Annotated in this window: 12 protein-coding genes; 8 read left to right on the forward strand and 4 right to left on the reverse strand. The window is 73.5% G+C overall.

All coding sequences use genetic code 11. The annotated features are described in order from the left end of the window. Positions 1 to 101: 101 nt before the first annotated feature. Positions 102 to 2,117: a hypothetical protein gene (locus tag GXP74_RS23180; RefSeq protein WP_182453170.1), complete on the reverse strand. Its 2,016-nt coding sequence runs from the start codon at positions 2,115 to 2,117 to the stop codon at positions 102 to 104. Between the two features lie 220 nt (positions 2,118 to 2,337). Beyond that, on the reverse strand, positions 2,338 to 2,559 hold the full coding sequence (locus GXP74_RS23185; protein WP_182453171.1) for a hypothetical protein: 222 nt from the start codon (positions 2,557 to 2,559) through the stop codon (positions 2,338 to 2,340). 10 nt (positions 2,560 to 2,569) lie between these two features. Here GXP74_RS23185 and GXP74_RS40875 point away from each other — a divergent pair, with 10 nt between their 5' ends. Both GXP74_RS40875 and GXP74_RS23195 read left to right on the forward strand, forming a co-directional pair. Next, positions 2,570 to 3,223 (forward strand): hypothetical protein, encoded by a 654-nt coding sequence (locus tag GXP74_RS40875; RefSeq protein ID WP_225448127.1) that lies wholly within the window; start codon positions 2,570 to 2,572, stop codon positions 3,221 to 3,223. Between the two features lie 71 nt (positions 3,224 to 3,294). Continuing rightward, positions 3,295 to 4,524, forward strand: coding sequence for a serine hydrolase (locus GXP74_RS23195; RefSeq protein ID WP_182453172.1), 1,230 nt, complete (start codon positions 3,295 to 3,297; stop codon positions 4,522 to 4,524). Positions 4,525 to 4,537: 13 nt separating this feature from the next. Here GXP74_RS23195 and GXP74_RS23200 read toward each other — a convergent pair whose 3' ends face one another. Both GXP74_RS23200 and GXP74_RS23205 read right to left on the reverse strand, forming a co-directional pair. Further along, positions 4,538 to 5,857, reverse strand: a complete 1,320-nt coding sequence (locus GXP74_RS23200; protein WP_225448128.1) for a YrhB domain-containing protein — start codon at positions 5,855 to 5,857, stop codon at positions 4,538 to 4,540. A 52-nt stretch (positions 5,858 to 5,909) separates the two neighbouring features. Next, complete coding sequence (locus tag GXP74_RS23205; protein WP_182453173.1) at positions 5,910 to 6,437, reverse strand: HD domain-containing protein; 528 nt, start codon at positions 6,435 to 6,437, stop codon at positions 5,910 to 5,912. Between the two features lie 395 nt (positions 6,438 to 6,832). On the opposite strand from GXP74_RS23205, the gene GXP74_RS23210 reads away from it, so the two are divergent. From GXP74_RS23210 to GXP74_RS23235, 6 genes are all read left to right on the forward strand, one after another. Continuing rightward, the gene (locus tag GXP74_RS23210) at positions 6,833 to 8,527 is read left to right on the forward strand and encodes an AMP-binding protein (protein WP_182453174.1); all 1,695 of its coding nucleotides are present in this window, start codon (positions 6,833 to 6,835) and stop codon (positions 8,525 to 8,527) included. Between the two features lie 64 nt (positions 8,528 to 8,591). Continuing rightward, positions 8,592 to 9,452, forward strand: a complete 861-nt coding sequence (locus GXP74_RS23215) for a ferritin-like domain-containing protein (RefSeq protein WP_225448129.1) — start codon at positions 8,592 to 8,594, stop codon at positions 9,450 to 9,452. After that, entirely contained in the window at positions 9,449 to 9,958 is a 510-nt protein-coding gene (locus GXP74_RS23220; protein WP_182456983.1) for a PaaI family thioesterase, read from the forward strand. The genes GXP74_RS23215 and GXP74_RS23220 overlap by 4 nt, the downstream gene beginning before the upstream one ends. After that, positions 9,955 to 10,242 carry an acyl carrier protein gene (locus GXP74_RS23225; RefSeq protein ID WP_182453175.1) on the forward strand — a complete coding sequence of 96 codons (288 nt, stop codon included), beginning with the start codon at positions 9,955 to 9,957 and terminating at the stop codon, positions 10,240 to 10,242. The genes GXP74_RS23220 and GXP74_RS23225 overlap by 4 nt, the downstream gene beginning before the upstream one ends. 2 nt (positions 10,243 to 10,244) lie before the next feature. Then, positions 10,245 to 11,117, forward strand: coding sequence for a cyclopropane-fatty-acyl-phospholipid synthase family protein (locus GXP74_RS23230; protein WP_182453176.1), 873 nt, complete (start codon positions 10,245 to 10,247; stop codon positions 11,115 to 11,117). Then, the gene (locus tag GXP74_RS23235; protein WP_225448130.1) at positions 11,114 to 11,992 is read left to right on the forward strand and encodes an acyl-ACP desaturase; all 879 of its coding nucleotides are present in this window, start codon (positions 11,114 to 11,116) and stop codon (positions 11,990 to 11,992) included. Before GXP74_RS23230 ends, GXP74_RS23235 begins: the two co-directional genes overlap by 4 nt. The last annotated feature ends 6 nt before the right edge of the window (positions 11,993 to 11,998 follow it).

Below are 11,998 nucleotides of genomic sequence, written 5' to 3' on the forward strand. Positions count from 1 at the left end.
TCCGAAGCGGCGGGGTGCAACTGCGGTGCAACTGCGGTCAGATTCCGGCGGATTCGTACAGCGAGGGCGCAGCTGGGCTGATCATCCGATCAGGCCCGGCCTCAGTTGTCCGCCGCCTCCTGCGTCAGCGGGCGGACCTGCTGTCCGGTGTCCAGCCGGGCACCGAGGACCGCACCGGCACGCGGCGTGACGGCCAGCGTCAGGGTGTGCCCCGGGGTGGCCGCGTCGCCGCTGGGCAGCGTGCCGCCGGTACTGATCCGGGTGACCCGGCGGCTGCCCGCCGCGAGCAGGTACGGATGCCCGCCCTGCGGCGACCGCCACCAGGTCCAGCCGAGCACGGACTGCTGGAAGCGGCTGCACGCGCGCCCCTGCGGCTGGACGGCGGTGGTCAGCCCCGGAGCGCCGACGGCCGCGGGCGGCAGGAACAGGGTGGCGGCCGAGCCGGTGCCGTCCCAGTGGTCGGCCCGGGTGCAGACCCAGTCGGCCGCGCCCTGGTGCTCCGGCAGCGGCTGCTGGGCGAACTGCCAGGCGTTGACCTGCTTGACGTCCTGCCCGCGCAGCGCGGGCAGGGTGCAGACCAGCCGGGCCCAGGTGAGCAGCGCGTCCGGACCGGTCGCCTCCCGCGGCGACTCGGCCGGTCCGCGCTGCGGCGGCGGGGTGTAGGTCAGGTGCGCGGCGGTGATCCCGCCGAGGTCGGTGAGCAGGAAGGCGTGGTGTTCGGCGACCACCGGGGACGACCGCAGTTGCAGCACCGGCCAGCTCCCGCAGCCGCTCGCGGGCGGCGCGGGCAGCGCCGGGGTGACCCCCTCGGCGGCGCTGACGCCCCGGGCCGGGGTGTTCGGCGCGCGCAGGTCGCGCAGTTGCGCGGTGGCCACCCACGGGGCGAGCAGGAAGCGGTCGCCCGCCGGTCCCGAGCGCAGCAGCACCGCACCGGCCGAGGTCACGTCCGAGTCGTCGCTGCGGGACAGCTCCAGCCGTACCGGATCGGACGCGTCCGGATGGTCCGGACGGGTGTAGCGGGCCAGCCTGGTGCCGTCGTCGAACAGGACCACGGCCGCGCCGTCCAGGTGCCCGGCCCACAGCAGCCGCGGCGGGACCCCCGGGGCCGCGGCGGCGGCGCCGGGGTCGGCGGTCAGCAGCACCGAGCCGTCGCGGGCCGGCGCCGTCCAGGCGGCCAGGGCCGCGGTGAGCAGCGCGCGGTCCCCGGTGGCGTCACCCCGGGCGGCCCAGGCGGTGAAGTCCAGCCGGGCGGTGTCCTGCCAGGCGTCGGCCGGGACCCGGACCAGGTCGGCCGCGGTCACCGTGCCGGTCGCCTCGACGTCGGCACCGGCCGGTACGCCGGGTGACCCACCGGGGACGGTCAGTGCGAGGGCCGCGACCAGGGCGGCCGCGGCGGTCCCCGCCGCCGTCCGCAGCCGCCGTCGGCGGCGCAGCAGGTCGGTCGGCCGGGCCTGCACCGTGGCCGAATCGAAGCGGGCGCCGTTCGGCGCGTCCGCCGGGTGGGCGGCGAGCAGCACCGCGGCCGTGCCCAGGGCGGCCTCCGGATCGCGTACCCCGGCCGCACGCAGCAGCGGCGCGGCGGCGGCCGGGCTCAGCCGCTCCAGCGCCAGCAGCGCGTACGCGGCCCGTTCGGGCGCGGTGGTCCCGGCGAGCGCGCGGTCCAGGGCGAGCTCGCCGGCCCCGCCGCTGAGGGTGAACAGCCGCAGGCCCCAGACGTACGGGGGCGGCGGCAGCCGTCGCGGCCGGGCCCGCAGCCCCGCTGCCAGCACGCGCTGCCGCAGTCGGCGGTAGACCGGGTCGGCCCCGGCGAAGCGGACCGGCTCGTCCACCGGCTCCCGGGGCGGCGGGGGCGCGGGGTGGCTCTCCGCCCGGGGCCGCAGCCCGGGCAGGCCCCCGGGCAGGGACCGCTGGACCAGGGCGTGGGCGGCGAGGACCCGGCGGTGCCGGTTGGCGGTGGCCGGGAGCAGCGCGTAGGCCAGCCGCACCAGCCTGCCGTAGTGCAGCACCAGCACGGACTCCGCCTCGGCCACCGGCCGGGCCGGTCGCCGGGCCCCGCCCGGGGCGGCGGCGCCGGGCCCGGCGACCGCGCCGGACACCGGAGGGGTCTCACGGACCATCTGTCAGGATCTCCTCGTCGGCCTGCTGGCAGCGCCGCACCGGGAACAGCGGAATCGGCGGTGCCGCGTTCTGCCCAACGAGTGAATGGTCCGATGGTTACCCTGTCCGATCAGCGACGGTCCGACCAGCCGCCGCACCGGCGCGGGCGACCGCCGGGCCGGAGCACGCCGAGAGCCGTCCCCCGCAGGCGCTGTGCCTGCCGGGGACGGCTCACGGACTTCAAAGACCGGTCATCCTGGTGTAAGGACTCGCGATCCGCTGCTGCATCGCGCCGAAGTCGACGATGACAGCGATACCTTCCTCGACCGCGGTGACCCGGCCGAGGCCGTACGTATCATGTGTGACCCGATCCCCCACGGCGAACCGTTGGCATGGCGGGGCGACCGCCTCCTTGAATGGACTGGTGGGCAGAACGCGCTTGGTAACTCCCGGCTTCGTCATTAGCACCAGTATGCGCCGCCCGACGGTTGCCGCCTGCACCTCCTGGGTAACGGTCTGGACCGCTGTCCGCCGCGCGGGCGGCCGGGACCTGGAAATTTGTCTGCTTTGTCACCTCCTGGCGGCCTCTTCGTCGCCTGCCGGCGACCCCGGAGACACCTCGGCGGGCGGGTCCACCCGGGTTGACCAGGACCGGAGCCGGACACGCCGCGGGATCCGGCCGGACCGCCAGGGCGACCGTGCCCACCGGGCGGATCCGCAGCGCTGGGACGCGGTCGACCTGGACCGGTTCCAGGGGCTGTACCTGCCCGGCGGCCACCGGGCCCGGGGGATGCGCCGGTACCTGGAGAGCGCCTTCCGGCGCGACCTGCCGGTGGCCGCCATCTGCCACGGCGTGCTGCTGGCCGCCCGCAGCACCGATCCGGCCACCGGCCGCTCCGTCCTGCACGGGCGCCGGACCACCGCGCCGACCTGGAGCCTGGAGCGGCCGGCCTGGCGCGTCGCCCGGCGCGGCCGGTTCTGGGACCGGGACTACTACCGCACCTACCTGGAGGCCCCGGGGCAGCCGGAGGGCTACCTGTCCGTCCAACGGGAGGTGACCCGGAAGCGTGGTGCAGGTGCGGGGTGCACCCCGCACCACCCCCGACCGGGTTGCCTGCGCCAGTGATCCACGCGGTGATCCACGGAAGACTCGTCCCGGGCGAACAGCTCGCCCGAGGACGATCCAGGGGGACTCCCATGCCGCACACCTCACTTCCGCCTCGCCGCCCGGTCCGGCTGCGCACCCTGGTCGCGCTGACCGCCGGGTCGCTGGCGCTGACCGGCGTGCTGCCCGCGGTCGCCCTCGCCGAGGGGCGCGCGAGGGTGACGCAGTCCGCCGCCGACCGGCTGCCCCCGGTGGACCCGACCGCCCTGCGGCAGGCGATCAGCGGGCTGCCGAACCAGCGGGTGGTCAGCGCGGTCATCAACATCACCGGCTCGGCGGGCAGTTGGCGGGGCGCCTCGGGCTCGGCCGACCTGGCCACCGGACAACCGGCGTCCGCTGAAGCGCGGTTCCGGATCGGCAGCGTCACCAAGGTCTTCACCGCCGCCGTGGTCCTGCAACTGGTCGCCGAGCACCGGGTGACGCTGGACCGGACCATCCAGCACTACCTGCCCGGTGTGCTGCCGGGCGGCATTCCGCCGATCACCGTCGCCGAACTGCTCGACCACACCAGCGGCCTGCCCGGCGCCACCGCCGGCGACGGCGAGGGCGATCCCGCGCTGTTCGTCGCCGACCGCTTCGAACACCCCACGCCCGCACAGATGGTGGCGTCCATCGACGGTCAGCCGATGAGCTTCGCCCCGGGCACCGAGCAGCAGTACAACGGCGTGAACTACTACCTGCTCGGGATGCTCGTCGAGAAGGTGACCGGACACTCCTACGCCGACGAGGTCACCGAGCGCGTCCTGCGTCCGCTGCGCCTGCGCGACACCAGCGTCCCGGCCCCGACCGACTACCGGATCCAGGGGCCGCACCTGGACGGATATCTGAGTATCAGTCAGAATAGCACCGCGGCACCGGTGGACGTCACCGAGCAGAGCCCGTACCCGTGGGCCGAGGGCGGCATGATCTCGTCCGCCGGGGATCTCAACACGCTGATGACCGCTCTGCTGGACGGCCGCCTGCTGCCGGCGGCCGAACGGCGGGACCTGATGACCGTCCCCGACGTGCCCTACCTGGGCACCGACCAGTGCCAGGTGAACGACCCCGGGCAGGCCTGCTTCGGCATGGGCCTGGAGCGGGCGACCATCGACGGGGTGACCCTCTGGGGCAAGACCGGCTCCCGCCCGGGCTACACCGACGGCACCTTCGCCACCGCCGACCTGCAGCGCGTGCTGACCTACGGCTTCACCCCGACCGACGAGAACGCCACCTACAACAGCCTCATCCTCGCCATCGCCGACGCCGCCCTGGCCAGGCCCTGACGACGGGTCGCCCTCAGCGGTACCGGATGAGGTGAACGGCGAGTACCCCCTCGGTGTCGAGTTCGGCCGGCCCCTCCCGCATCGGGTCCAGCAGGACCAGGCCCAACTCGGTCTGGGCGGCGGTCAGCAGGCGGCCCACGGTCTCCCGGCCGCGGCGGTCCCGCCGACGCAGCCAGACCAGGGACCTCACGCCGACCGGGGTCCGGGCCAGCAGGCTCAGCGCGCTGGGCCAGTCGCCGAACACCGCGCTGTCCAGGACCGGCCCGAGGGTGCTCAGGGTCGGCTGGAACCACGCCGCCTCCCCCGGCGCCGGGGGCGGCTCCAGCCCCGCGGTTCCGGGAGTCCCACCCGCGCACCACCGTTGCAGCCAGCCCCACGGATCGGTGTTCGGCAGCCCGAAGGGCGCGCCGTCGTCCTTGGGCACCACCACGGCGCAGTCCAGCATCCCCTGCCACCAGTCACCACCGGCCAGCAGCGCGCGGCTGTTGCAGGCGAACAGCCAGCCCCGGCCGAGGTCGTCCTCGACGCCGGGCGCGACCAGGGCCGCCTGCCCCCGGTACGCCTCGTGCAGCCAACCACCGGCCTTGCGCACGGCCGCGGCGAGATCGGGGGCGGGTAGGCGCCACTCGGGGACGGGCCGGGCCGGGGGCGTCACGCCCCGTGGGCGATGGAAGCGGGCGAGGGTGAGCTTACGGATCCCGGCGGCGTCCAGCCGGGCCAGTCCACCCGTCTGGCCGTCCAGCAGCAGCACCCGGTTCCCGTCGTTGAGGGCGTAGAGCAGGTGCCCGGTGGCCTCCTGCCCGCCCAGTTCCCGGCGCACCCAGAGCACCCCCCGGGTGTCGGCGCCGCCCGCGTCGACCTTGGCGATCACCTCGTTCCAGTCGGCGCAGACGGCGATGTCCGCCCCGGTGAAGTGGCGGCGCAGCAGACGGCCCCACCAACCGGGAGCCTCGTGCGCGGGCTGCCACGGCAGGGCCGTCGCCTGTCCACCGTTGAGCGTGGCGTCCACGGACACCACGCAACCGCGCGCGTTGGCCCGCGCGCTCCACCGCTCGCGGACCCGCGGCCGGGGGTCCGCCGCCAGGTCGCCGACGTCACCCCAGGGGTCGGCGTTCGCCGGATGGAACGGCGGGGCGCCGTCCTTGGGGACGATCAGTGAGGCGTTGAGCATCGCGGTGCTCGGATAGCCGGGCTGCGGCAGCACCCGGACGCCGAACCACCAGGCCTGCCCGGTCTCCGCCACCGGCTGGTCGGACGCGAGCTCCGCCACCCGACCGTACATGCCACGCAGCCACTCCCGCGCCCGGCGCGTGGGGTCGAGCGACGCGCTCAACGGCTGCCCCCTCGGCTCGGAAACTGACCGCGACGTGTACTGGACCCCCAACCTACTCGCTTCGTCCGTGCACGGAGCCCAGTTCGGTGAGGAGGGTGGGGTTGACGATGCGGAGGACGGCGGCGGTGTCCTCGTACGGGACGGCCGGCCACAGGACGGTACGGGCCTGGGCGTACTTGGCGGCGAGGCGCTCGGCGGTGTCCGGGGGCAGCTGGGCGGTCCGCGACGGGTCGCTGTTGTCGGCGTTGTCGGAGATCTTGAGGAGGCAGGCCGCGTAGTGCTCGGCGGCCGAGCGGAGCATGTCCCGGTAGGGCACGCCCGGGCGGTTGGTCACCCGCTGGACGATGTCGACGACCGTCGGCGGCACCCCCGCGGCCAGCAGCGCGGGCGCGGTGGTGCCGGTGTCCTCCAGCACGTCGTGCAGCAGTCCGGCCATCTGCAGGCCCGCACCGAAGGGGGCGAGGCCGCGGGCGACGGCGCGGACGTGCTCGACGTAGGGGACGCCGATCCGGTCGACCTGCCCGGCGTGGGCTTCGGCGGCCAGGGCGTCGACGTCGGCGAGGGTGAGCGTGCGCGGCATGGTGCGGTCCTTCCTCCGGGACGTCGATCACCCTACCCGTTCGATATGACGGGCTGTTACGAATTCCCGCGGATATCCCCCTGAATTCACCGGCGGCCGGTGGATTCCGGTGGGACCGAAAGGTCCAGTCTGTCCGGAGTATCAGTCATCATGCCGTCTTTCGCCGGTTATTCTGGGACTTCCGTCCTATTGTTGCGAACTGGGAAATAGGGCAGCCTTTCCGCCATGAGTGCAGCCTGAACCCGCGTGACCGGAGCCCGGCCCCGAGCGAGTGTCCTCGCGGCGCCACGGCCGCTCCGTCCCGCCCACCGTCGAGGACCCGCCCTCAGCGCCGAGGCCCCTCACCGATGCCGCACCGGTACGACGCGACGATCCGCGACGAGAGGAAGCACACCTTGCGGCCCGCTCTCCTGACCGGCGAGACCCTGACCGAGTGCCTGGCGAACCACGTCCGGGCCTCCCCCGACGCCGCCGCCGTGTTCCCCGGCACCGAGGAGCGGCTGACCGCCCGTGAGCTGGACGAAGCCTCGTTGCGCAGCGCCCTGGCGCTGCTGGAGCACGGAGTGGGACCCGGATCCGTGGTGGGGCTGCTGCTGCCCACCGACGCGCGCTTCCTGGTGGCCTTCTGCGGTGTGCAGCGAACCGGCGCGGCGTGCTCGGTGCTGCCGGCACCGGCCGGTTTCGGCGACGAGTCGGGGACCGCGCGCCGTCTGGCCCGGGTCCTGCGCAGCGCTGGCATCGGGCACCTGGTGCTCGGCGAGGCATTCGCCGGACTGGGGAAGCTGCTCCTCGAATCGCTGCCCGGTCTGGTGCTGATCGATCCCGCCGCCGCCAGGGGCGGCAGCGCCGACGCCCTTCCCGCCGTGGATCCCCGGGCCCTGTCGGTGGTGCAGTTCACCTCGGGCAGCACCAGCGATCCCAAGGGCGTCCAGCTGACCCAGGCCACCATGGCCGCCGGGCTGCGGGCCTGCGTCGTCTCCGGTGGCTTCAGCCCGGACGACGTCTTCATGCAGTGGGTGCCCACCTTCCACGACATGGGCCTGATCGGGCTGTTCTCGCACCTGCTGAACGGCTCGGACGTGCACGTGTTCAGCCCGATCGCGTTCCTGCGGCGGCCCGCTGGGCTGCTGCGCTACTTCGCCGAGCACCACGGCACGGTGATCACCGGCCCGAACTTCTCCTACGACCAGATCCTGGACGCCGCCACCCCGGAACTGATCGCCTCGCTGGACCTGTCCGCCTGGCGGCTGGCGTTCAACGGGGCGGAACCGGTCAGCGCCGCCACCACCGCCCGGTTCACCCGCGAGCTGGCCCCGGCCGGGGTCGACCCGAGCGTGATGTACCCGGTCTACGGCATGGCCGAGGCGACCTTGGGCATCAGCTTCCCGCAGCCCGGCGAACCGGTCCGCACCGTGTACGTCGACCGGGGTGAACTGGCCGGCCGGGGACGGGTGGTGGCTGTCGCCGAGGGGGCGCGGGGGGCGAAGGCCGTGGTGTCGGTCGGCCGCCCGGTGCACGGCCTGGAGCTGCGGCTGGTGACCGAGGACGGGCGGCTGTGCGGGCCGGGGGAACTGGGCGGGATCCAGATCGCCGGACCGGCCGTCACCAGCGGCTACTACGGCAACCCCGAGGCCACCGCCGCCGCCTTCGACGGCCGCTGGTTCCGCACCGGCGACACCGGCTTCCAGGACGACGGCCGGCTGTTCGTCACCGGCCGGACCAAGGAGATGGTCATCGTCCGCGGCCAGAACTTCTTCCCGGACGACATCGAGGCCGTCGCCCGCGAGGTCCCCGGCATCTACCGGCAGCGGTGCGTGGCCTTCTCCGACACCGAGGCCGACGGCCGCGAGGTGGTGCGGGTCGTGGTCGAGGCCGATCCGCGCGCGGTGAGCGCGGACGCCCTCGCGGCGGTGATCGGCGCCCGGGTCGAGGAGGAGCTGGACTTCTCCGACGTCCGGGTCCATGTCGTCAAGCCGCGCTGGATCACCCGGACCACCAGCGGCAAGTGGCAGCGGGCGCTGACCCGGCAGCGGCTGTCGGGCGAGTCTGCCGCCGGACCCGGGCCGGACGCCGCGCCCGACCGGCGCTGACCCCCGGCGCCGAGGGCAACCGACGGCACCACAGCAACCGACGCACCGAACGAAGGCGGACCGCATGACCACACCGCACGGACTCGACCAAGCCCGCGACCTCGACGCCGAACCGCTGCACAGCTACGACGTCTTCCCCGCGTACCAGAGCGCCTCCTGGGAGCTGAGCGACATCCCCTGGGACGACTTCCGCCCCGACCTGGTGCGCCCCGAGTACGTCGCCTTCGCCATGGGCGCGGTGATGGGCGAGTCGAACTCGATCGCCGCACAGCACGGCTTCCTGAACGAGTTCGTCGACGACTACGACTTCTCCGCCTTCGTCTGCCTCTGGGGCTACCAGGAGTTACAGCACCACCTGGCGTTCAAGAAGTGGTTGCGGCTGGCCGGTACGGACGTCGGGTACGAGCAGATCAACGCCATGCGCGCGCCGTACCCGCCGGGGACCACCCCGTCCGCGACGCTGGCCACCAACATCATCTCCGAGATCGCCACCAACCACATGTACAAGTGCGTCAGCCGGGTCGCCGAGGAGCCGGTGATCGCGAAGATCATGCGCCGGGCCAGCGGCGACGAGGCCCGCCACGCCCGCGAGTTCATCCACTACACCGCCCGCCGCCTGGTCGGCTTCCCGCACGAGCTGGCGTCGGTGCTGGAGACCTTCTACATCTACCTGGCCGACCCGAACGGCCGCTACCAGCACCCGGTCAGCCGGTTCAAGAGCGATCTGCCGGAGCTGGAGGGGCACGTCACCATCGACGAGGTCTTCCGCTACTTCGGCGAGGTCGACGACGGCAGCGAATGGGACCGGGTCACCGCCCGGCTGTTCGCCACCCTCGCCGAGCTGACCGGCCGTCCGATCACCCGGCTCCGCGACATCCGGCGCGCTCTGGCCGACGTTCCGGCGACTCCGGGCGCGGCCTCGTGACCGCGCCGGAACCGGTCGAACTGCCCTGGCTGCGCGAGCCCCGGTTCCGCTGCTTCGGCTGCTCCCCGCGCAACCCCATCGGCCTGGCCCTGGAGATGCACCGGCTGGACGACGGGCGGCTGGCCGCCGAGGCGACCTTCAGCGAGGACTACGCCTCCTACCCCGGCGTCGTGCACGGCGGCATCGTCGGGGTACTGGTGGACGAGCTGATGGGCGACCTGATCGCGCTGGACCGCGGCCTGCTGGCGTTCTCGGTCACCCTGCGCACCAAGTTCCTGCGCCCGCTGCGCACCGGCCACCCCTACCGGGCCCTGGCCCGGATCAGCCGCGAGGGCAACGGCCTGCTGCACACCGAGGCCGACGTGCTGGGCCCCGACGGGCAGGCGCACGTCATGGCGACCGCCTCCTATCAGCCGATCAGCTCACCGCAGGCCGAGGACCACCTGGAGCTCGGACCCCAGGACCGCGACCGGCTCGCCCACTACTTCGACCATGCGATTGGATGACCATGTCCCCGTCCTTTGACCAGAGCCCCGCCGCCGACGCGGCCTCCGTCCTCGACGAGGTCCGCGGCCAGGTCGCCAAGGAACTCGGCGTCGACCTCTCCCAGGTCGAGCCGGACACCGTGCTCAAGCAACTGCCCGGATCCGACTCGGTCCGGCTGCTGCGGGTCGTCGCCCAGGTGGAACGGGTGTACGACGTCGAGTTCGAGGACGAGGACATCTTCCGGGTGCGCACCCCCGGGGAGCTCGCCGACCTGGTCCTGGCCCAGCTCGCGGGCGGCGAGTGACCATGCCCTCGCTCGCTCCGGAAGAGGCCAGGCGGGCCACCAACCAGCACTACGAACTGCCGCCCGAGTACTTCGCGGCGTTCCTCGACACCCGGATGAAGTACAGCTCGGGCCTCTACCGGACCCCCGGCTGCACCCTGGAGCAGGCACAGACCGCCAAGCTGGAGTTCGTCGCCGACCGGCTCGCGCTGACCGGCGGCGAGCGGCTGCTCGACATCGGCTGCGGCTGGGGCAGCCTGACCCTGTTCATGGCGCGGGAGTACGGCTGCTCCGTCACCGGCGTCACCCCCTCCCGGCCGCAGGCGGGCTACATCCGCGAGCAGGCCGGGGCCGCCGGGATCGGCGACCTGGTCGAGGTCCGGGTCGGCTCGTTCTCCGCCCTGCCGATGACCGGCGGCTACGACGCCGTGACGATGCTCGGCTCCATCGTGCACATGCCGGACCGGACCGAGGTGCTGCGCAAGGCGCACGGCCTGCTCCGGCGAGGGGGACGGCTCTACCTCTCCGAGAGCTGCTTCCGCAACGCGGAGACGTACCGGGAGTTCAACGACCGCCCGGGCACCAGGCACGTCACCGAGACCACCTTCGGCTTCGCCGACATGGTCCCGTTCTCCACGCTGGTCGAGGCGACCGAGAGCGCGGGCTTCAGCCTGGAGGCGATGGACGACCTGACCGCGCACTACCAGCGCACGATCGAGGAGTGGGAACGCCGGGCGCTGCTGAACCGGGAGCGGATCGAGGCCGTGGCCCCGGGCACGGCGGAGTCGCTGCTGCGCTACCTGCGGACGGCCAACGCCGGTTGGGGCTACACCACCAAGCACTACGCGCTGACCGCGGTCAAGGCCCGGCTGTCCGCGAAGGCGCTCCCCGCGTGAGCGCGCCGACCGCGGGGCCGCCGACCGCGGGTTCGGAGCGGCTGCCGGAGCTGCTGCCGACCGTCGAGATGCACGCCCTGGTGGACCAGGCGGTGACCCGCGCCGACGAGCGGGCCTGGACGCTGGGCGACCTGGACTGGGCCTCCCTGCGCCCGGAGACCCTGACCGAGGTCGACCGCTCGGCGGTCCGCTTCATCACCCTGGTCGAGGACCACATCCCCGGCTACCTGTCGCACTTCCTCACCGCCTTCCCGGTCGTCGGCGCGCAGCTGGAGCTGGAGCGGTTCGGCTTCAACCGCGAGTACTTCCGCTTCCTGGTCGCCTGGGCCCACGACGAGGAGCGGCACGCCTCGGCCCTGGCGCGCTACCAGGTCGAGGCGGGGATGAGCACCAGGGAGCAGCTGCTGGCCGACCTGGCGGAGGAGGGCCGCAAGGCCTTCACCCTGCCGTACGAGCATCCGGTGCAGTCCTTCGCGTACACCCTGGTTCAGGAGAAGGCGACCCAGCTCTTCTACCAGCGGTTCCGCGAGACGGTGGCGGATCCGCTGCTCCGCGACCTGCTGGGGCGGCTGGCCCGGGACGAGGCGCGGCACTTCGCCTTCTACGCCAACCTGGTGGGCGCGTACGTGGCCAGGGACGGCGCGGCCGCGGTCCCCGGGCTGAAGGAGGTGATAGCGACGTTCCGGATGCCCCTGGCCGACACCATGAAGGGCTACTGGCGCTGGTCGCTGCGGGTCGCCGACGCGACCTCGTACGACCACACCGAGGCCTACGAGGCCCTGGTCCGGCTGGTCCGGGGGTTCGCGGACGCGCCGGGTGAGGCCTCGGTGGACGACCTGGCTTCCTTCGTCCAGGCCGTACGGGGCGTTCATTGACTCCAG

This window comes from Streptacidiphilus sp. P02-A3a, assembly GCF_014084105.1.
Taxonomy (GTDB): domain Bacteria; phylum Actinomycetota; class Actinomycetes; order Streptomycetales; family Streptomycetaceae; genus Streptacidiphilus.

What these genes read in the sequence shown, in the direction of transcription:
- GXP74_RS23180 (WP_182453170.1), bottom strand. Translation starts at nt 2,117, where the DNA reads ATGGTCCGTGAGACCCCTCCGGTGTCCGGCGCGGTCGCCGGGCCCGGC.
- GXP74_RS23185 (WP_182453171.1), bottom strand. Translation starts at nt 2,559, where the DNA reads ATGACGAAGCCGGGAGTTACCAAGCGCGTTCTGCCCACCAGTCCATTC.
- GXP74_RS40875 (WP_225448127.1), top strand. Translation starts at nt 2,570, where the DNA reads ATGCGCCGCCCGACGGTTGCCGCCTGCACCTCCTGGGTAACGGTCTGG.
- GXP74_RS23195 (WP_182453172.1), top strand. Translation starts at nt 3,295, where the DNA reads ATGCCGCACACCTCACTTCCGCCTCGCCGCCCGGTCCGGCTGCGCACC.
- GXP74_RS23205 (WP_182453173.1), bottom strand. Translation starts at nt 6,437, where the DNA reads ATGCCGCGCACGCTCACCCTCGCCGACGTCGACGCCCTGGCCGCCGAA.
- GXP74_RS23215 (WP_225448129.1), top strand. Translation starts at nt 8,592, where the DNA reads ATGACCACACCGCACGGACTCGACCAAGCCCGCGACCTCGACGCCGAA.
- GXP74_RS23225 (WP_182453175.1), top strand. Translation starts at nt 9,955, where the DNA reads ATGACCATGTCCCCGTCCTTTGACCAGAGCCCCGCCGCCGACGCGGCC.
- GXP74_RS23230 (WP_182453176.1), top strand. Translation starts at nt 10,245, where the DNA reads ATGCCCTCGCTCGCTCCGGAAGAGGCCAGGCGGGCCACCAACCAGCAC.